This is a genomic window from Duganella fentianensis (genome assembly GCF_964031615.1).
Lineage (GTDB): Bacteria > Pseudomonadota > Gammaproteobacteria > Burkholderiales > Burkholderiaceae_D > Rugamonas > Rugamonas fentianensis_A.
Map to the genome: position 1 here is coordinate 246,650 of NZ_CAXIQN010000020.1, position 18,618 is coordinate 265,267.

Genomic DNA, 18,618 nt, shown 5'->3' on the forward strand with positions numbered 1-18,618 from the left:
AGCTGCCGTATCATGTGCGATCCATTTTCTTTGCAACCTGACATGCTAAAGCCTACCGTAAACAAGGGCCGCGCCAGCGGACGCATCACCTTGGCCATGGTTGCGCGGCACGCCGGGGTTGCCACCATGACGGCATCCCGGGCGCTGACCCAGCCCGGTCTGGTTTCCCAGCCCCTGCGCGACCGCGTACTGCAATCCGTCGCCGAACTCGGCTACGTGCCTAACCGCGCCGCCCGTGCGCTCGCTTCGTCCCAGTCCAAAGTCATCGCCGTACTGGTGCCTTCGCTGTCGAACGCTGTGTTCACCGAAGTGCTGGCCGGTATCGAAGACGCGCTGGAAGGCGACGACTACCAGATCCTGATCGGCAATACCCGCTATTCCGAACGGGAAGAAGAGAAACTCATCACCACCTACCTGCAATCGGCACCGGATGGCATGCTGCTTACGGGTCTGAGCCCCTGCCCGCGCGTACAGCAACTGCTGGCAGGCAGCCCCATGCCGCTGGTTTCCATGATGGATCTGGCAGGCGAAGGCGATCAGCCTTCGGTGGGTTTCTCGCAATTTGCTGCCGGTCAGACCATGACGCGCTACCTGATCAGCCGTGGCTACCGCCGCATCGGCTTCATGGGCGCCCAGCTGGACGAGCGCACCCTGCGCCGTGCCGACGGCTACCGCCAAGCCATGCAGGATGCGGGACTGGCCGCAGCGGAACTGGAAGTGATGGTCGCCCAGCCTTCCACCATTGCACTGGGCGCTGCCCTGCTGGACCGTATGCTGGAGCAGGCCCCCGATTGCGATGCAATCTTCTGCTGCAATGACGATCTAGCCCAAGGCGCCGTGTTTCAAGCCCAGCGCCGCAATCTGAGCGTTCCCGACCAGCTGGCTATCTGCGGTTTCAACGACCTGCCCGCCTCGGCCTGGATGAACCCTACCCTGACCACCATCAGCACGCCGCGCTACCGCATCGGCTTTGAAGCGGCCACCCTGCTGCGCGCACTGATCAAAGGGGAAACTCCGGCCGCACGCCACATCGACCTCGGCTTCACGCTGATGGCACGCGAGAGCGCATGAACGCATCCACTGCACACGGCTGGGTGGTGATGGGCGTGAGCGGTTGCGGTAAATCCTCGGTGGGACAGCAACTGGCGCAAGCCTTGCAGCAGCCCTTCATCGAGGGGGATGCTTTCCATTCTCCGGCCAATATTGCCCGCATGAGTGCCGGCATCGCCCTCAGTGACGCCGATCGTGCCGACTGGCTGGTGGCGCTGGGTCACGAGATCCGCCGCGCGCGCCAGCAGCATGGCGGCTATGTGCTCTCGTGTTCAGCGCTGAAACGGCATTACCGTGACCGCCTGCGTGCTGCCGATCCCGCGCTGCGTTTTGCCCACCTGCATGGAGAAGCGGCCTTGCTGGCGCAGCGCATGGCCGGCCGCAATGCCCACTACATGCCGCCCAGCCTGTTAGCCAGCCAGCTGGCCACCTTGCAGCCACTGCAGGCCGACGAAGCCGGCATCGTGCTCGATATCCGTCACAGCACGGCCGATCTGGTGCACACTATCTTGCGGCTATCCGGCGCAGGCTTGCGCTAGTTGCAGGTACACTGGAGCTGTCGCCGCCTAGCGGGAGAGCGCCATGAATCTGGCCAAGCAGGAACAATTGCAGCGCGCCTTGAACGATGCTGCGCGCGATGTCGTCCGTCCGCCCCTGACACTAGCCGCCATCAGCATGCCGCTGAGCGCCGCGCAGATTGCCGACAGCAATCTCAACATCGTGCGCAACAAGGATACCGGCTGCATCCAGTTCATTTTCCCCGATCACCGCGCCCCGCGGCTCAATAGCGCCGCCGCGTCGGCCATGGACTGGCTGGTGCATGCCGCTGTGCGCGTGCGCGAAGAGATTACCCAGAACATGATCGAAAGCATGGAGCGCCATAGCAAACCGGAACGCCTGCTCAAGCTGGGCGCGGGCTGGCAGCAGCGCGCCAGCCCGCAGGATCTGGCCGCTTCGCGGGGACGCAAAGTACTCCTGCTAGTCCACGGCATTTGCAGTAGTTGCGAAGGGGCGTTCTGCGAGCTGGAGCGGGCCGGCACATTGGCCACGCTGCTGCAACGCTATCAGGGACAAGTGTACGGCTACGACCATTGGACGATCGCCAAAACACCGCAGCAGAATGCGCTCGATCTGCTGCAACTGATCCCGCCCGATAGCCAGTGGCAGCTAGACCTGCTATGCCACAGCCGTGGCGGGCTGCTGGTACGCAGTCTGCTGGCCGGCAGCGGACCACACAGCATAGCGGATCCCACTCTCGCCGCCATCAGCACCGCGCGGCAAGGCCGCATCGCCAGCGCCGGCACAGCAATTTTTGTCGCGGCCGCCAATCAGGGCACGCCGCTGGCTCAGCCCGCCGATGTGCAGAGCTTCCTGAATATCGCTGCTTTGCTGGCCACGATCAGCGGCGCGCTGGGGCTGGATCTCGTGATCGCACTGGCGCGGCTGGCGCTCAATCAGGGCTTGCAGCGACCTAGCATTGCAGCGCTGGCCAGCCACTCGGACCTGCAAACCCAGCTGGCGCAGGCCGGCAGTCTGCTAGCACAGGCCAGTATCTATTATGCGCGCGCCGATTTTGCCTATGGCGGCTCGGCACTGGAACAGACGGGTGCCTTGATCAACCACCTGCTGATCAATGCCGATAACGATGTCATCGTCCCCTACGACAGCGTGCTGCTGCCAGAGCCCGCACCGGCACCGGCCAACTTGCTGGAATTCGGTACGCCGCAGGCACGCCAGAGTGAAGTCTGGCATACGGAATTCTTCCGCCAGCCCGCCATGCGTGAGTTTATCTTGCAGGCAGTACGATCGTCAGCGTAGTACCGTCTACTTCCGAAGTGGTCATGCTGATGCTGCCGCCGTGCGCTTCTGTAATCAGCCGGGCCGAATACGTACCGAGTCCGCTGCCATTCTCCTTGCCTGCCGTAGCGTATTTTTCGAAGAAGCGTGCGCGCATCACTTCCGGTACGGCTGCGCGGTTATGAATGCGGATTTCGCCGCCGGCGGCCAGTGTAATGCTGACCGTATCGCCAGCGCTGCTAGCCTCGGTGGCATTGCGCACCAGATTATGCAGCATGGAATACAGCAGCAGCGGGTTGCCGGACACGCTAAGCGCTGCCCCCAGCGCCAGCGCAATGGTGATCTGCCGGCCGGCGCAGATGCCGCGGCTTTCATCGGCTACCCGCTGCAGCAGCGCGGCCAGATCGACGGGCGTCTGCTCCGGGCGATAATCGCCTGCCTCCATGCGCAGCAGCAGCGCGGATAGTTTCAGCATATCGAGCATATCGTTGGCCGTACGTTCGATCGCTACCAGCTGCTGGTTCTGCGCTTCGTTCAACTGCCCCGCCAGCAGCATGGCACTACTCATGCCGATAATTGCGGCCAGCGGATTATGCAGATCATGCCGCGTGATGCGCTCGACCTCTTCACGCAAACGGGCATTCTCCAGTGCCAGATCGAACTGGGCGCGCAGGTTCTCGCGGTCGCGCGCCGTGCGCAGTGCCGTGGCCACGCGGGCCTTGAGTATCATAGGCTCGATCGGCTTGCTGACATAATCGACGGCGCCCAGCGCCAGACCTTCCACTGTGCGGCTGGCATCGCTCACAGCGGTCAGGAAAATCACGGGGATATGCGCCGTGGCGGGATCGGCCTTGAGGCGGCGGCACACTTCGAAGCCATCCATCTCCGGCATCATCAGATCCAGCAGCACCAGATCGGGCGCACTGGCAGCGCATAGCTGCAAAGCTTTGTCGCCGCGCGCCGCCAGCTTGACCTGATAGTCGTCGCGCAGCAGGCCGCCCACCAGCGTCAGATTGGCCGGCGTATCGTCTACCACCAGCACCGTCTGGCGCTGTGGCAGCGGCGCAGCCGTTGCCGCCGCCGGCTGCACGGACGGCGCCAGCCGCTGGCCACCCAGCGCAGCATGAATACGGCGTTCCAGTTCCTCGGGGCGGAACGGCTTGAGCAGGAAGTCACTCACTCTGGCTTCGATCGCTGCCGCCACTTTTTCGCGCTGTATCTCCGCCGTCACCAGTATGAAGGGCAGTCGCGCCAGTGCTGGATGAGCGCGTACCTGCTGCAGCAGTTCCAGCCCGCTCATGCCGGGCATCGACCAGTCGGAAAGCACCAGCGTGAACTTGCGGCTGGCCAGCAGCTTCAGGGCATCTTCGCCATTGCTGGCCGTCTGTACGTCCGTCATGCCCAGCAGCTTCAGCTGGTGCACCACCAGATCGCGCATCACTGCAAAATCATCGACTACCAGTATTGTCGGCTGACCCAAAACGCCTCCCTATTCCATCAACAAGACAGGCTGCGCCTATTTGCGCAGCAGTATATTCAAGCCCGGTTTGAGATCGGCATCTTCCACATAGCCTATGGCGCCCGGTGTGCTCTGGACGAAGCTCACCACTTCCGCCCCGCTAGCCAGTTCGCGCGGCGGCGTGCCTTTGCCGATGTAGCGCCGCACTGTCCAGTAGGCCGTGTACTTTTCCTCATCCTGATTCAGATAGGTCTGCAGGAAATGGGCGCGCACCGTATTGCCGCTGCGTAGATTGACTGCCGCCACCGTCACGCCAGCCACCTCGACCACTTTGCCGCTATAGATTTTCTGCACCTGAGCGTCATCCAGACGGGGCAGATTGCCATTGCCGATCACGACCACGCCGGCCAGTGCCAGCGGAGCGGCGCCAGCGAAGGTACTGGCAGCCAGCAGGCTGCAGGCCAGCCGCCATCTGTTTTGTGCTATGCGCTGGACCATATCAGAACACCACACTGTAGGAAGCCGACAGCAGATTCAAACCCTGATGCTGCACCACGGCCGTACCCATGCCATGGTCGATCAGGCTACTGCTGGTGCCGATCTGCACATGCATCCATTCCAGCTTGAATTTGCTGCTGGGGCTCAGACTGTAGGCCGCACCCAGCGCCAGCGAGCGCTGGTCATCCACCCCGCCACGCGTGCCTTCCGCAATCCGGGCCGCCCGGTCCGACAGCAATCGGGCCAGCGTCACATACGGCGTCCATTTGCCCACGGGACGCAGCAAAGTCAGATAGGCGCCCTGCGAATTTTTCGGTGTGACGGCATGCGGCGCATGGCGCCACGCATACTCGCCCAGCACGCGCCAGTCGCCGTCGAAATGCAGATCGGCGCCCAGCAGCGCCACCCGCGTATCGATACCATCGCTGTCGCCTCCTTGCGGCACTCCGGGCGCGATATCGCTACCGCCCTGCGTGCCCGCAGCGGGCGCGCTGCCCTGCCCCATGCCGTCAACGCGGATACGGGCGCGCTGCCAGCCCATGCGCCAGACATCATCCTCGTTGCGGTAGGCCAGCACCACGCCGCCAGAACGGGTATGCAGTTCGCCTGCCGAGCTTGCGCCGGGCTGGGCCCGTGCCGTCAGGCTGGTGCGCCCCGCATAGGCTTCCAGCCCCAGTTCGCCCGCCGCCAGCGCCCAGTTGCGGCTGAACGCCAGCCCCGTGTAATCGTTGGTGGGGGCGGTGGAATACACTTCCGTGGGCAGATGCATGACGGCGTAGGAAGCCCCCACCTGCATATTTTCCGAGAACAGATACATCGGCATGCGCAGCTTACCGGCGCGCAGCAGCGTGTCGTTACTCAGACGGTAGGACAGAAACGCCCATTGCAGGCGGGCGTCCCAGCGCTGGTCATTGCTGACGGAAGGCGCCAGCGTGGCCTGTACGGTGGCGCTCCAGCGCGGCGCCAGCTCGGCCACCAGCTGTACGCCGGCCAGACTGTCACGCTCGAAGCTGCCGCTGCGATCTACATAGCGCTCGTAGCGATAGGAGCGATCGGAGACGGCATAGCCGGCGGTAGCAAAGCCGGACCAGCTCAGCTCTGCAGCATGCAGAGCCGGCAGCCCGCCCAGTAGCGCGGCCATGGCAACGGCCTGCTGGCACAGCGCGGCACGGCGCCGGCGGCTCAGATACGTGGTAGCTAATTTCTTCATAGGCGGTTTCAGGTAATGGATTCCGGCAGCAGCGACAGTGCCGTATCGAAGTCAATATTTTCCAGTGCATGGCTGATCTGCTGCACCACGTCCACCGGCAGTGCCGCGGCAAATGCCGCACGATGCTGTTCCCACAGAGCGATGCAGTCGCCATCACTATCGGCTAACAGAGCACGTAATTGCGGCAGGCAGTCTGGCAAGGCGGCACCGGCACTGGTGCCATCGATGGGCGCAGCAGGCTGCGGCAATTGCGCCAGCAGGCTTTGTAGCGGCTCACTCAAGGCCACCAGTGCCGCCTGCGCAGCAGCGCTCTGCTGGCTATGGCAGGCGCGTTCCAGCACTGCTGCCAGTTCGGCCACGCCAGCCGCGCCTATGGTGCCGCTCAAGCCGCGCAGGGTGTGGGCCAGCCGTTCCGCTTGCGGCCACTGGGCGGATGCCAGCAATGCCTGCGCCGCCGGCAGCATTTGCGCGAACTCCTGACCATACCGTTCCAGCATGCCACGATACAGTGACACTCTGCCGCCACAGCGGCGCAGACCCGCCACCGCATCCAGCCCCGCGATGGCCGGCAGACCGGAACTGGCGGGCAGCGCGATAGCTGCACCGGCCAGCGCTGCGTCGCCGGCATCGCCGGCTGCTACGGCGTCATCTGCATTAGCCGCAGCATCCACGCCAGCGAACGCTGGCGTGCCAGACTGCGGCGTGCCGTCAGCAGATAAAGTGGGCGCGGCGTAGTGACGCGCCAGTTCCGCATACAGTTCATCCGGCTCTATCGGTTTGCCGATGTGGCCATTCATGCCCAGCGCCAGACACTGTTCGCGTTCTTCGACCAGCGCGTGCGCCGTCATGGCGATCAGCGGCAGCGCGTCATACGCCGGCTGGGCACGCAGTCTGCGCGTGGCCTCGTAGCCATCCATCACCGGCATCTGCAAATCCATCAGCACCACATGGTAGTGATCGGGCGGCACCGCTGCCAGCAGGTCCAGCGCCGCCTGCCCATGCTCGGCCACCGTCACCTGCACGCCGCGTCCCTGCATCAGCTCGCACGCCAGCTGCTGGTTAAGGGGATTATCTTCTACCAGTAGCACCCGCATGCCATCCAGTGCAGTGGCCTGCTGGCGTTGCGGCAGCCTATCCATGGCACCGTTCTGCCCCGTTACGCTGGCCAGCAGCTCGCGCAGCGCCGCCGGCAGCACCGGCTTGGCCAGGAAGTGGCGCGCGCCCAGCCGGCCCGCGCTGATATGCAGGTGCTCGGCATCATAGGCCGAAACAATGGCGGTGACAGGCGCCTGCCCGTCTAGCGCTGCCAGCACCGTGTCGCCGCCGGCAGGTGCCATCACCCAGTCCAGCAACAGCAGGTCATACGGCTGGCCATGCGCCTGGGCTGCCTGCACCTGCGCGATCGCCGCCGCTGCGCTGTCGGCCGTGTCGATACAGCCTGCACCGCGTTGCGCCACATCCAGCGCCTGCAGCAGATGCTGCAGCACCGTGCGCGCCTCTGGCTGGTCATCCACCACCAGCACGCGCAGATCGCTCAGACTAGCCAGCGCCGTGCTGGCGCTCACCGCGCCGGCCGCCTCCGCCTCCGCAGTTGGGTAGGCAGCGGCACGGCCAAAGCGGGCGCTGAACACAAAACTGGAACCCTGTTCCGGTGCGCTCTCCACGTAGATGGCACCGCCCATCAGCTCCACCAGCCGCTTGGAAATGGTCAGGCCCAGCCCCGTCCCGCCGAAGCGGCGCGTGGTAGAACCGTCGGCCTGAGTAAATTCCTGAAACAGATTGGCTACCTGTTCAGCCGTCATGCCTATGCCCGTATCCCGGATGGCAAAGCGCAGCATCAGCGCCGTGTCGCTACGCTCGGCGACTTCAACCGACAGCCGCACATAACCGCGCTGGGTAAATTTGACGGCGTTGGACAGCAGATTGGTCAGCACCTGCCCCAGCCGCAGCGCATCGCCGCTCAGCATGCCCTGCTCGCCCAGCAACTGCGGATCTTCCACATCGAGCAGCAGTTCCAGTCCCTTGTCACGCGCCGCCATGCTCAGTAGCGACATGCTGTTGGCCAGCACATCCTCCAGCCGGAACGGCGCCTCTTCCAGCCGCAGCTTGCCGGCTTCGACTTTGGAAAAATCCAGAATATCGTTGATGATGCCCAGCAGCGAACGGGCCGCCTGATGCACTTTACTGACGTAATCGCGCTGGCGCGCATTGAGCTCCGTCTCCAGCGCCAGATGGCTCATGCCGATGATGGCATTCATCGGCGTGCGGATCTCGTGGCTCATATTAGCCAGAAACATGGACTTGGCCTGCGTTGCCGCTTCGGCCTGCGCGCGCGCTGCTTCCAGCTCGCGCTGCACCGCGGCGCGCGCCGCAATATCGCCCTCGATGGCCTGCGCCATGCCATCCAGCGTGCTGCCCAGCTGCTGCACCTCTTCCACCGCGCGCGGGCCGCTGCGCGCGGCCGCCACATCGCCATAACGGGTGCTGTAATCGCCGCCGCGCAACTGGCGCGCTGCCCGTCCCAGACGCGTGATCGGCGCCAGCACCTTCAGCCTGACCACCTGAAACGCGGCCAGCACCAGCAGCACCGTCAGCGCCATCGACGCCAGCGAAATGGCGATGCGCCGCTCCAGTCGCTGGGCCGCCATATCCATCTCCGCACTGGTGCGGCTATCGGTAATGGCACTGAGCGCATTCACGGCGCGCGACAGATCGGCTTTGAGTTCGCTGTACTGCTTGCTGTAGACCAGCTGGCTGGCATAGTCGCGGCGCGGTTCGCCATCATCGACAAAATCGCCTTGCACGGGATCGTACAAGCCCTGCGTGGCAGCAAACGCGATCTGTTCGATCTTGTTCATGGCAGCCGTGGCGGCAATCACCTGATTCAGTGCCTGAAATTCGGCCGCACCAAAGCCGGCCTGCCTCATCTTCTCGGCCAGCGACACTTGCCGCCCCTGCTCCGGCAGCTGGTGTTGCAGCAGTCCCGCGATGGCATCGTCCCAGTAAGTCATGGGGTTGTAGTTGGCCGGCGCCGGCTTGCTGCCTTCGCGGATCGCGAGAATATCGTAGTAATAAAACAGGTAGCGAGTTTCGCCCGTCAGCGTGAACGCGCGCACCAGCTGGGCCAGCTGTTCGGTTTCTTGATGTAGGCCATGCGTCAGCGCCAGCGCATCCTGCCGGTACTGTTGCGAAGAAAGCATTTCATTATGGGCCTGACGGATCAGAATAATCAGCCAGCCATTAGCCGCCAGCGAGAGCAGCACGAGAAACGAAAACCATGCAGAAATTCTGCGTAATTTCATAGGCGGGACAGCATTCTTGGCCGGATCGGGCGATAGCACAAGAATAGAACAGAATGCCTAAAAAACGAACAAAAAGTCACGCTGCCGTGTAGATTTACGGCAATAGTGTTGGTTTGTCAGACGCTGGCTTTGCGGCGCCGGCGTGCCTGCTTGGGGTCGGCGATCAGGGGGCGATACAGTTCGATACGGTCATGCTCGCGCAGCGGTGTGTCCAGCGTCTTCTTCCTGGCGTAGACGCCCACCTGCATAGCCTGCAGATCGAGCTGGGGCAGACGCTGCGCCAGACCACTCAGCGCGATGCCCTGAGCGATGGTGCTACCGGCCGGCACCTGCAAAGCTTGCAGAAATTGCAGCTCGTCGCTGGCGTAGCAGACTTCGATATTCAGCATATGCTCAGCCATACACAGCCTCCGCCCGTTTGCAGAAGGAATCCACCATGCTGTTGGCGATCATGCCGAATACGGGCCCCACCAACTGGGCCAGCAGCGCGCTGGAAAACTCGTAGTGCAGGTCCAGCTCGATTTTGCAGGCATCCTCGCGCAGGGCCTTGAAACTCCACACACCGTCCAGACATTTGAACGGACCATCGACCAGCTGCATGCGGATTTCCGACGGCGGCGTGTTCAGGTTGGAAGTGGTAAAGCTCTGGCGCACGCCACGATAGTTGATGCCGACACTGGCGACTACCTGATCATCATGTCTTTGCTTGATTTCGACCGCCCCGCACCATGGCAGAAACTGGGGGTAATCCTCGATGGCAGCCACCAGATCGTACATCTGCCGGGCGCTGTAACCGAGTAAAACTGACTTGTGCACTACTGCCATACGCTAACCATTTGCTATGATGTTGAATTATTCGCGAAAAAACCCGCGTAGCAGTAGTTTAACCGATACCATCCCATGACCATAGCTGATAACAAAAAAGCCTTTTTTGACTACTTCATCGAAGACCGCTATGAAGCGGGCATCGTGCTGGAAGGCTGGGAAGTCAAGGCCATCCGCGATGGCCGCGTGCAGATCAAGGAAGCCTACGTCACCATCAAGGGCGACGAGCTATTCCTGTTCGGCGCCCACATCAGCGCTCTGCCCACGGCCTCCACCCACATCCATCCGGAAGCCGTACGCACCCGCAAGCTGCTGCTGCACCGGCAGGAAATGGATAAGCTGATCGGCAAGGTGGTGCGCTCCGGCTATACGCTGGTGCCGCTCAATCTGCACTACAAGGGCGGCCGGGTGAAATGCGAAATCGGGCTGGCTAAGGGTAAGAAAATGCACGACAAGCGCGCCAGCGAGAAAGACCGCGACAACAAGCGGGAAGTGGCGGCCGCCATGAAGACCCACCGCCGTTAATCCCACCTCGCCCCTCCCCTGCTCTGCGCCCGGCCTGAGCTATGGCGACGGCTAGAGCAGGCGCGGCAGCACATCGGCCGCCGAGGCGGCCAGTTTCAAACTGATCAGATCATCGGCGCGGGTCTTGCCCAGATTGATGGCGGCGATAGGCTTGCCCGCAGCGGCGGCCAGCTTGCAGAAGCGGAAGCCGGAAAACACCATCAGCGACGACCCCACCACCAGCAGTGCATCGGCCTGTTCGGCCAGTGCCAGCGCCGCCGCCGTCCTTGCGGGCGGAATATTATCTCCGAAGAAAATCACATCCGGCTGCAGCGTACCGCCGCACGCCGCGCATACGGGCATATGGAAGCGCTGCATGGCTGCCAGCTCCACCTCGGCGTCGCCGTCGGGACGCACTTCCGGCACCACGCTATCGGCGTCCTCACTGGTGGCACTGGCCGCCAGCTCGGGATTATGGTCAAGCAGCCATTGCCGGATGGCGGCACGGGGATGGATGGTGTGGCATTGCAGGCAGCGCACGCCGTGGATATTCCCGTGCAGTTCGATCAGCTGACGGCTGCCCGCACGCTGGTGCAGGCCATCCACATTCTGCGTGATGATGGCACCGATGCGCCCCGCCGCTTCCAGTTGCGCCAGCGCGTGATGCGCCGCATTCGGCGCAGCCTGCGCCAGCGTCGGCCAGCCTACCATGCTGCGCGCCCAGTAGCGCCGCTGCACGGCCGGGTCTTTGCGGAAATCCGGCCCCTGTATCGGCGCACGGCCGCGCCGCACACCGTCCTGATCGCGATAGTCGGGAATGCCGGATGCGGTACTCAGGCCCGCCCCCGTCAGCACCAGCACATTGCGGTGCCGTTCGAGGAATTCTGCCAGTTGCGCCAGCTGGCTAGTGTCGACCGTCTGCATCCTGTTTCAGGCCTGCAGGCGCGCGCGCAGATCGGCCACACTGGCAGTCCACTCGGCATAATGTTCGCTGTCTTCCCACAGCTCGCGCAGTTCGCAGCTTGGCGCCAGCACCAGCTCGAGTACCTGCTGCGCCTTCTCGGCCAGATCGCTGCGCACGCGTGCCTTGGCCTTGCGTGCAGCCACCCATGTATCGACCGCACGACTATCTTCCGTCTGCGCCCCGCCCTTGCCCTGCAGGCGCGCCAGCACTTCGATCGCCACCAGTGCTTCCACCGCATACGGTGCTTCCAGCATGCCGCCGGCCGTCTGCAAAGCCACGTCGAGCGTGTTTTCCACCGCTTCCAGCGACGTCACCTGCGCCAGATCTTCAGCCCAGTCCTGCGCATAGTCATTGCCGAAAGCATCCACTGCCCATGTACCCATTGCTCGTCTCCCGCTGCGTGCACCGGCGGGCACCTGCCCAGCCGTTTTCAGCCAGCATCTTAGCAGAGCGGCATCCGGCGTGCGGGCAACTGCTAGAACAGCTCGATGGTCGGCAAAGCCTCGCCAGTGTTATCCTTGGCCGGTTCGCGGCTGACGATCTGTTCCAGTTCATCCACTAGCTGATCGAGCGCCCCGGCAACCACCGGCGCCAGATCAAAACCGGCGACGATGCGCTGGCCGGCGCGGCGGATCGCACTAATCATGGCAGCTTCCTGCGCCGAGCTCAGATCGAAGTCCTGCGACATGTCATTGACCTGCTCCACCAGCGTTTCCATGCTCTGGCCACTGCGCTCGCGCGCTTCGCTGAGGCGCACGCGGTATTCCTGCCGGGTCTGATCCAGCATGGCGAGGATATTTTCCAGCGCGGCGATGCCGCTAGCGTTATCGAGCATGGTGCGCAGCACGGCCAGCCGGTCATCGGCCGCCGCGGCGGCGATCGCCAGATGGTCGCGCAGACGGCCGCACAGCGCAGCATCGGCCAGCGGCATATTGTTGACGAGGATGGTAATACGCTCGAAGTTGTAGGCCGCCTTGTCGCGGAAGGCGACGATGCGATCCATCTCGCGCACATGGCGTACCATCGCCACTTCTGCCGCCACATCCTGTCCGGCCGCACTGATGGTCTGTTCCAGCCCCCCCACGCGCATATGGATCACCCCATCCAGACCGAAGCGGGCGGTAATTTCCAGCAGCGCCACGGCCACCTCCTGATAGCTGCGGCAGCCGTTCAGCTGGCGCAGGCACTGCACCAGCAAAGCATATTCATCGAGTACATGCGCATATTGCACAGCACTGCCGTTTGCAGACATATCGCTCATCATGTCACCTCGTTAGCTAGATCCCGTCATTCCATCGCGCCGGCTCAGTGAGCCGGCAGCACCTGTTTCACTACCCGAACCAGTTCCACACCGAGCACGGGTTTCACCAGCCAGCCGGTCGCACCGAGCTGCTTGGCTTCACCACGCTTGCTGGCATCGCTCTCGGTGGTCAGCGTCAGGATGGGCGTGAAACGGAAGCCGGGCAATGCCTTCACTTCGCGGATCAGCTCCAGCCCCCCCATGGTGGCCATATTGATGTCGGTGATGATCAGATCCGGCTTGGCGCCGCCCCGCAGGGCCGTCATCGCCGTGACCCCGTCATCCGCCGTCAGCACATTGAAGCCCCCCCCTTCCAGATTGCTCTTGATACTCATGATCATGGTGGGAGAGTCGTCAACGATCATTATCGTTTTGCTCATGATGGTCTTCCTTTCGATACGGTGGATAGCACGGTTGACGGCACAGCTCATACCTGCTGGTCAGGGACGAAGCCAGTCTGAAACATAGTCTATTTAATATTTTCGCTGAATTTACTGAATTCAGTAAATTCATTATTCCACTACATTTTGTCCAAGTCAATTGAGAGTTTTCTATATTTATCTATCGCTTTCCAATTTTTAATAGTTCACTTAAGAAATTCATTGCTTGCCGTCACAATAGCTGCCCTCACTAGCAATAAAAAAGCCCCTGCATCCGGCCGGATGCAGGGGCGCAACCAACGGTGACGCACGAACTAGCTGCGCGGCGGCTGGTGCTTCACTACCTGCATAGCTGTTGCTATCAAGCCACCCATGTCGCCCAGATTGGCAGGAATGATGATGGAGTTATTAGTTTTGGCCAGTTGCGCAAAGGCGCCCACGTACTGTTCGGCCACTTTCAGGTTGACGGCATCGGCACCGCCCTGCGCGCTGATGGCTTCGCCCACCTGACGCAACGCCGTCGCATTGGCTTCGGCCAGTGCCACGATGGCGGCCGCCTGCCCCTGCGCACGGTTGATGGCCGCCAGCTTGTCACCTTCCGAGCGGGCGATCTGGGCTTCGCGCTCGCCATTGGCGATATTGATCTGTTCCTGCTTGCGTCCTTCCGAAGCGGAAATCAGCGCGCGTTTTTCCCGCTCGGCCGTAATCTGGGCCTGCATGGCATGCAGAATTTCCTTGGGCGGCGTCAGATCCTTGATCTCGTAGCGCAATACTTTCACACCCCAGTTGGCGGCCGATTCATCGATGGCGTTGACGATGGCCGTGTTGATATGCTCGCGCTCCTCGAAGGTCTTGTCCAGCTCCATACGGCCGATCACGGAACGCAGCGTGGTCTGGGCCAGCTGCGTAATGGCGGCTATATAGTTGGAGGAACCGTAGGAAGCCCGCATCGCATCGGTAATCTGGAAATACAGTATGCCATCCACCTGCAACTGGGTATTGTCCTTGGTGATACAGACTTGCGGCGGCACATCGAGGGGAATCTCTTTCAGCACGTGCTTGTAGCCGATCCGGTCGATAAACGGAATCACAATATTCAGACCGGGCCCCAGCGTGGCATGGTATTTCCCCAGCCGTTCCACCACCCACGCATGCTGCTGTGGCACCACGTTGATGGTCTTGAAGACGAACACCAGCGCGACAATAAACAGGATCAGACTGACGTTACCAAAACTGATATCCATACCTACTCCTTAAAGTTGTTATGACTGGCGCAGCACTCAGGCGGCGGCCACGATCAGGCGGCTGCCGCGCACTTCGCGTATGGTGTGCAGGCCCGCTTGCGGGGTCGCACCGGCTTCCAGCTCCACATCCCACAGCGCACCGCGGTACATCACCCGCGCCATGCCATCCTGCCATTCGCTCACCTGCACGCTCTGGCCGATGTCCAGATGCTGGTTAGGATCACGCCCTGCCGCCTGCGCAATCTGCTCGGGGCTGTAGCGGCTCAGGCGCAACAACACCGTCGCCAGCATGCCCACCAGCGCCGCCAGCAAGGTCTGCGCGGCCATGCCGAAGCCCAGCACCGCCGCCAGTGCGCCTGAAATCAGGCCCAGCGCTATCATCAGCAGGTAGAAGGTCCCGCTGAACATTTCCATGATGACCGTTGCGCCCGCGGCCATCAGCCACAAACTCCAGTCCGACATACTGTTCTCCTTTCAGGCGATTAAACAAAACACATAAATACAATGCAAAAACCCCCGCAAGCCCGTCAGGGCTGCGAGGGTTTTCAGAGACAACGTAAGCGGTGAGGTATTAATGGTGTTGTTGAAACCTTAATGCGACAACCGCAGTCTATACCAATCCCGGCTTACGTCAATTCTTTTTACTGGCTTATTTCACCAGCGTGGCCAGCTTCTGCCACGTATCGATCACCGAGTCCGGATTCAGCGACATCGATTCGATGCCCTGCTCCATCAGCCAGACGGCGAAGTCCGGATGGTCGGAAGGACCCTGACCGCAGATACCGATGTACTTGTTGCGTGCACGGCAAGCCTTGATGGCCATGGCCAGCATGGCTTTCACGGCCGGATCGCGCTCGTCGAAGTCGGCTGCCAGCAGCGCCATACCGGAATCGCGGTCCAGACCCAGCGTCAGCTGGGTCAGGTCGTTGGAACCGATCGAGAAGCCATCGAAGTGGTCGAGGAACTGGTCGGCCAGAATCGCATTGGACGGCACTTCGCACATCATGATCAGACGCAGGCCATTTTCGCCACGCACCAGACCATTCTTGCCCAGCAGGCCCACCACTTTTTCCGCCTGACCCAGCGTACGTACGAACGGCACCATGATCTCGACGTTGGTCAGACCCATGTCGTTACGCACGCGCTTCATGGCCTGGCATTCCATTTCGAAGGCGCCGGCGAAGTCGTCGGCCAGATAGCGGGCCGCACCGCGGAAGCCCAGCATCGGATTTTCTTCGTCCGGCTCGTAGCGCGAACCGCCGATCAGCTTCTTGTACTCGTTGGACTTGAAGTCCGACAGACGCACGATCACTGGCTTAGGCCAGAACGCGGCAGCAATGGTGGCCACGCCTTCGGCCAGCTTGTCGACGTAGAAGGCTTTCGGCGAAGCGTGACCACGGGCCACGGATTCCACTGCCTTTTTCAGATCTGCATCAATATTCGGGTATTCCAGAATGGCTTTCGGGTGTACGCCAATGTTGTTATTGATGATGAATTCCAGACGGGCCAGACCCACACCGGCATTCGGCACAGCCTGGAAGTCGAAGGCCAGCTGCGGGTTACCCACGTTCAGCATGATCTTGGTCGGCAGCTTAGGCAGCTCGCCGCGCGACACTTCCGACACTTCCGTTTCCAGCAGGCCGTCGTAGATCTTGCCTTCGTCGCCTTCGGCGCACGATACGGTGACAAACGTGCCGTCTTTCAGCACATCGGTCGCATCGCCGCAACCGACCACAGCCGGCACGCCCAGTTCACGCGCGATAATCGCGGCGTGGCAGGTACGGCCACCACGGTTGGTGACGATGGCGGAAGCGCGCTTCATCACCGGTTCCCAGTTCGGGTCGGTCATGTCGGCCACCAGTACGTCACCCGGCTGTACACGTTCCATTTCCGACGGATCGGTAATCACACGCACGGGACCGGCGCCGATTTTCTGGCCAATCGCACGGCCGGAAGCCAGCACAGTACCGGTCGACTTCAGCTTGAAACGCTGCTGTACGTCGGTGGCTTTCTGCTGCGATTTCACGGTTTCAGGACGGGCCTGCAGAATGTACAGCTTGCCGTCGCGGCCATCTTTGCCCCACTCGATGTCCATCGGACGAGCATAGTGGTTTTCGATGATGACGGCGTACTTGGCCAGTTCCACCACTTCTTCGTCGTTCAGCGAGTAACGGTTGCGCAGTTCCACCGGCACATCGACGGTTTTCACGGAACGGCCAGCTTTGGCTTCGTTGGTGAATTCCATCTTGATCAGTTTGGAGCCGATGTTGCGGCGGATCACAGGCGATTTGCCTTTTTCCAGCATCGGTTTGTGGACGTAGAACTCGTCCGGATTGACGGCGCCCTGCACCACGGTTTCGCCCAGACCATAGCTGGAAGTGACGAAGACAACATCCTTGAAGCCCGATTCCGTGTCGATGGTGAACATCACACCGGAAGCGCCCAGATCGGAACGCACCATGCGCTGCACACCGGCCGACAGTGCCACTTCGGCGTGGGTGAAGCCTTTGTGCACGCGGTAGGAGATGGCGCGGTCGTTATACAGGGAAGCGAACACGTGTTTCATCGCGTCCAGCACGTTTTCGATGCCGACCACGTTGAGGAAGGATTCCTGCTGACCGGCGAAGGAAGCGTCCGGCAAGTCTTCGGCGGTGGCCGAGGAACGCACGGCGAACGAGACTTCGGTGCTGGAATCAGCCACCAGCGCTGCGTAGAACGCTTCGATTTCCTGTTGCAGACGAGGCTGGAACGGGGTATCGACGATCCACTGACGGATTTCCGCGCCGGCTTGCGCCAGAGCACGTACGTCGTCGATGTTCAGATCGGCCAGACGATCGGCGATGCGTTCGGCCAGCGGCTTGCCGCCGTCGACGCTGTGCGACAGGAAGTCACGGAATGCCTGTGCCGTGGTGGCAAAGCCACCGGGCACGCGCACGCCGGCACCGGCCAGCTGGCTGATCATTTCGCCCAGAGAGGCGTTTTTGCCGCCGACGGATTCAACATCCGTCATGCGCAAGTTTTCAAACGAAGCAACGTAAACCGCGTCGTTGTTCTGCTCCTTCAATGCTGCGTTGGACATAATTACACCTTTTGATGATAGAAATCTTCCAGCGAGGCGCAGACATGTTTCTTGTTATTCTGTTCGTCGTGCAGCACAATCTTGCCATTGCCGTCCATTCTACAGCCTGCGACGCAAATTGACGATCCACAATAATGACTGGCGCATCTCTCATGACACAAGAACAACGTTCCCCCCTGCCTTCCGCTGCCCGTACCGTGTTTTTTGTTTCCGACGGCACGGGTATCACTGCTGAAACTTTTGGTCACTCCGTGCTGACCCAGTTTGACTTGCGGTTCCGTCAAGTTCGCCTGCCTTTCATCGATACGGTCGATAAAGCACACGATGCTGCACGTAAAATTAACGAAGCGTTTGCAACTGATGGTTACAGACCAATCATCTTTTCGACCCTGGTAAAGACTGAACTGTCGCAGATCATCCGTCAGTGCAAAGGTATGCACATGGACTTGATCCAGACATTTGTTGCACCTTTGGAACAAGAACTGGGCGTCATGTCGACCCACACTATTGGTCGCTCGCATAATATAGTTGACAGCGAAGAATACAAAAACCGTATCGAAGCGATCAATTTCTCGCTGGCACACGACGATGGGCAGTCGCATAAAAACCTCGCTTCGGCCGATGTGATTCTGGTGGGCGTGTCGCGTTCCGGCAAAACCCCGACCAGCCTGTATCTGGCCATGCAGTACGGCATCAAGGCCGCCAACTACCCGCTGATCCCCGACGATTTCGAACGGGGCCGCCTGCCCTCCTCGCTGTACGAATTCAAGAACAAGATCTTCGGCCTGACCATTACCCCTGAACGTCTGGCAGAGATCCGCAATGAACGCCGCGCCGGGAGTAAATATGCGTCGATCGAGAACTGCCGCTATGAAGTCAACGAAGCAGAAATGATGATGAAGCGGGAAGGCATACGCTGGCTGTCGTCCACCGCCAAGTCGATCGAGGAAATCTCGACCACCATCTTGCAGGAAATCAAACCTAACCGGCGCGACTACTAAGTTGG

18 protein-coding genes are annotated in these 18,618 nt (G+C 61.4%); 5 read left to right on the plus strand and 13 right to left on the minus strand.

Annotation, left to right across the window (positions count from 1 at the left end; all coding sequences use genetic code 11):
• The first annotated feature begins 42 nt into the window (after positions 1 to 42).
• Genes ABNT42_RS15625 through ABNT42_RS15635 form a run of 3 tightly spaced genes read left to right on the plus strand, consistent with a single transcriptional unit; the run spans position 43 to position 2,868 of the window.
• Positions 43 to 1,071, plus strand: a complete 1,029-nt coding sequence (locus tag ABNT42_RS15625) for a LacI family DNA-binding transcriptional regulator (RefSeq protein ID WP_348698479.1) — start codon at positions 43 to 45, stop codon at positions 1,069 to 1,071.
• A complete protein-coding gene (locus ABNT42_RS15630; protein ID WP_348698481.1) occupies positions 1,068 to 1,589 on the plus strand; it encodes a gluconokinase in 522 nt (173 codons plus the stop codon). Before ABNT42_RS15625 ends, ABNT42_RS15630 begins: the two co-directional genes overlap by 4 nt.
• Positions 1,590 to 1,632: 43 nt before the next feature.
• The gene (locus tag ABNT42_RS15635; RefSeq protein ID WP_348698483.1) at positions 1,633 to 2,868 is read left to right on the plus strand and encodes a hypothetical protein; all 1,236 of its coding nucleotides are present in this window, start codon (positions 1,633 to 1,635) and stop codon (positions 2,866 to 2,868) included.
• Here ABNT42_RS15635 and ABNT42_RS15640 read toward each other — a convergent pair.
• From ABNT42_RS15640 to ABNT42_RS15665, 6 genes are all read right to left on the minus strand, one after another.
• The gene (locus ABNT42_RS15640; RefSeq protein WP_348698484.1) at positions 2,837 to 4,327 is read right to left on the minus strand and encodes a response regulator; all 1,491 of its coding nucleotides are present in this window, start codon (positions 4,325 to 4,327) and stop codon (positions 2,837 to 2,839) included. The genes ABNT42_RS15635 and ABNT42_RS15640 overlap by 32 nt on opposite strands.
• 36 nt (positions 4,328 to 4,363) lie before the next feature.
• The gene (locus tag ABNT42_RS15645; RefSeq protein WP_348698486.1) at positions 4,364 to 4,804 is read right to left on the minus strand and encodes a hypothetical protein; all 441 of its coding nucleotides are present in this window, start codon (positions 4,802 to 4,804) and stop codon (positions 4,364 to 4,366) included.
• A 1-nt stretch (position 4,805) separates the two neighbouring features.
• Positions 4,806 to 6,014: a hypothetical protein gene (locus tag ABNT42_RS15650; protein WP_348698487.1), complete on the minus strand. Its 1,209-nt coding sequence runs from the start codon at positions 6,012 to 6,014 to the stop codon at positions 4,806 to 4,808.
• Positions 6,015 to 6,022: 8 nt separating this feature from the next.
• Positions 6,023 to 9,316: a response regulator gene (locus tag ABNT42_RS15655; protein ID WP_348698489.1), complete on the minus strand. Its 3,294-nt coding sequence runs from the start codon at positions 9,314 to 9,316 to the stop codon at positions 6,023 to 6,025.
• Between the two features lie 116 nt (positions 9,317 to 9,432).
• A complete protein-coding gene (locus ABNT42_RS15660) occupies positions 9,433 to 9,717 on the minus strand; it encodes an RnfH family protein (protein WP_348698491.1) in 285 nt (94 codons plus the stop codon).
• A complete protein-coding gene (locus ABNT42_RS15665) occupies positions 9,710 to 10,141 on the minus strand; it encodes a type II toxin-antitoxin system RatA family toxin (protein ID WP_348698493.1) in 432 nt (143 codons plus the stop codon). The genes ABNT42_RS15660 and ABNT42_RS15665 overlap by 8 nt, the downstream gene beginning before the upstream one ends.
• A gap of 75 nt (positions 10,142 to 10,216) precedes the next feature.
• Here ABNT42_RS15665 and smpB point away from each other — a divergent pair, with 75 nt between their 5' ends.
• On the plus strand, positions 10,217 to 10,666 hold the full coding sequence (gene smpB / locus ABNT42_RS15670) for an SsrA-binding protein SmpB (RefSeq protein ID WP_348698495.1): 450 nt from the start codon (positions 10,217 to 10,219) through the stop codon (positions 10,664 to 10,666).
• 51 nt (positions 10,667 to 10,717) lie between these two features.
• Here smpB and ABNT42_RS15675 read toward each other — a convergent pair whose 3' ends face one another.
• The 7 genes from ABNT42_RS15675 to ppsA form a co-directional block, all read right to left on the minus strand.
• The gene (locus tag ABNT42_RS15675) at positions 10,718 to 11,569 is read right to left on the minus strand and encodes an NAD-dependent protein deacetylase (RefSeq protein ID WP_348698497.1); all 852 of its coding nucleotides are present in this window, start codon (positions 11,567 to 11,569) and stop codon (positions 10,718 to 10,720) included.
• A 6-nt stretch (positions 11,570 to 11,575) separates the two neighbouring features.
• Positions 11,576 to 11,992, minus strand: a complete 417-nt coding sequence (locus ABNT42_RS15680; RefSeq protein WP_348698499.1) for a DUF4259 domain-containing protein — start codon at positions 11,990 to 11,992, stop codon at positions 11,576 to 11,578.
• A 92-nt stretch (positions 11,993 to 12,084) separates the two neighbouring features.
• On the minus strand, positions 12,085 to 12,870 hold the full coding sequence (locus ABNT42_RS15685; RefSeq protein WP_348698500.1) for a hypothetical protein: 786 nt from the start codon (positions 12,868 to 12,870) through the stop codon (positions 12,085 to 12,087).
• Positions 12,871 to 12,914: 44 nt separating this feature from the next.
• A complete protein-coding gene (locus tag ABNT42_RS15690; RefSeq protein ID WP_348698502.1) occupies positions 12,915 to 13,289 on the minus strand; it encodes a response regulator in 375 nt (124 codons plus the stop codon).
• A 314-nt stretch (positions 13,290 to 13,603) separates the two neighbouring features.
• The gene (locus tag ABNT42_RS15695; protein WP_348698504.1) at positions 13,604 to 14,533 is read right to left on the minus strand and encodes a stomatin-like protein; all 930 of its coding nucleotides are present in this window, start codon (positions 14,531 to 14,533) and stop codon (positions 13,604 to 13,606) included.
• A 36-nt stretch (positions 14,534 to 14,569) separates the two neighbouring features.
• Positions 14,570 to 14,995 (minus strand): NfeD family protein, encoded by a 426-nt coding sequence (locus ABNT42_RS15700; protein WP_348698506.1) that lies wholly within the window; start codon positions 14,993 to 14,995, stop codon positions 14,570 to 14,572.
• A gap of 187 nt (positions 14,996 to 15,182) precedes the next feature.
• Positions 15,183 to 17,612 carry a phosphoenolpyruvate synthase gene (gene ppsA / locus ABNT42_RS15705; RefSeq protein ID WP_348698509.1) on the minus strand — a complete coding sequence of 810 codons (2,430 nt, stop codon included), beginning with the start codon at positions 17,610 to 17,612 and terminating at the stop codon, positions 15,183 to 15,185.
• 152 nt (positions 17,613 to 17,764) lie between these two features.
• On the opposite strand from ppsA, the gene ABNT42_RS15710 reads away from it, so the two are divergent.
• Positions 17,765 to 18,613, plus strand: coding sequence for a pyruvate, water dikinase regulatory protein (locus ABNT42_RS15710; protein ID WP_348698511.1), 849 nt, complete (start codon positions 17,765 to 17,767; stop codon positions 18,611 to 18,613).
• Positions 18,614 to 18,618 lie beyond the last annotated feature (5 nt).

What these genes read in the sequence shown, in the direction of transcription:
- ABNT42_RS15625 (WP_348698479.1), top strand. Translation starts at nt 43, where the DNA reads ATGCTAAAGCCTACCGTAAACAAGGGCCGCGCCAGCGGACGCATCACC.
- ABNT42_RS15630 (WP_348698481.1), top strand. Translation starts at nt 1,068, where the DNA reads ATGAACGCATCCACTGCACACGGCTGGGTGGTGATGGGCGTGAGCGGT.
- ABNT42_RS15635 (WP_348698483.1), top strand. Translation starts at nt 1,633, where the DNA reads ATGAATCTGGCCAAGCAGGAACAATTGCAGCGCGCCTTGAACGATGCT.
- ABNT42_RS15645 (WP_348698486.1), bottom strand. Translation starts at nt 4,804, where the DNA reads ATGGTCCAGCGCATAGCACAAAACAGATGGCGGCTGGCCTGCAGCCTG.
- ABNT42_RS15650 (WP_348698487.1), bottom strand. Translation starts at nt 6,014, where the DNA reads ATGAAGAAATTAGCTACCACGTATCTGAGCCGCCGGCGCCGTGCCGCG.
- ABNT42_RS15655 (WP_348698489.1), bottom strand. Translation starts at nt 9,316, where the DNA reads ATGAAATTACGCAGAATTTCTGCATGGTTTTCGTTTCTCGTGCTGCTC.
- ABNT42_RS15660 (WP_348698491.1), bottom strand. Translation starts at nt 9,717, where the DNA reads ATGGCTGAGCATATGCTGAATATCGAAGTCTGCTACGCCAGCGACGAG.
- ABNT42_RS15665 (WP_348698493.1), bottom strand. Translation starts at nt 10,141, where the DNA reads ATGGCAGTAGTGCACAAGTCAGTTTTACTCGGTTACAGCGCCCGGCAG.
- smpB (WP_348698495.1), top strand. Translation starts at nt 10,217, where the DNA reads ATGACCATAGCTGATAACAAAAAAGCCTTTTTTGACTACTTCATCGAA.
- ABNT42_RS15675 (WP_348698497.1), bottom strand. Translation starts at nt 11,569, where the DNA reads ATGCAGACGGTCGACACTAGCCAGCTGGCGCAACTGGCAGAATTCCTC.
- ABNT42_RS15680 (WP_348698499.1), bottom strand. Translation starts at nt 11,992, where the DNA reads ATGGGTACATGGGCAGTGGATGCTTTCGGCAATGACTATGCGCAGGAC.
- ABNT42_RS15685 (WP_348698500.1), bottom strand. Translation starts at nt 12,870, where the DNA reads ATGAGCGATATGTCTGCAAACGGCAGTGCTGTGCAATATGCGCATGTA.
- ABNT42_RS15690 (WP_348698502.1), bottom strand. Translation starts at nt 13,289, where the DNA reads ATGAGCAAAACGATAATGATCGTTGACGACTCTCCCACCATGATCATG.
- ABNT42_RS15695 (WP_348698504.1), bottom strand. Translation starts at nt 14,533, where the DNA reads ATGGATATCAGTTTTGGTAACGTCAGTCTGATCCTGTTTATTGTCGCG.
- ABNT42_RS15700 (WP_348698506.1), bottom strand. Translation starts at nt 14,995, where the DNA reads ATGTCGGACTGGAGTTTGTGGCTGATGGCCGCGGGCGCAACGGTCATC.
- ppsA (WP_348698509.1), bottom strand. Translation starts at nt 17,612, where the DNA reads ATGTCCAACGCAGCATTGAAGGAGCAGAACAACGACGCGGTTTACGTT.
- ABNT42_RS15710 (WP_348698511.1), top strand. Translation starts at nt 17,765, where the DNA reads ATGACACAAGAACAACGTTCCCCCCTGCCTTCCGCTGCCCGTACCGTG.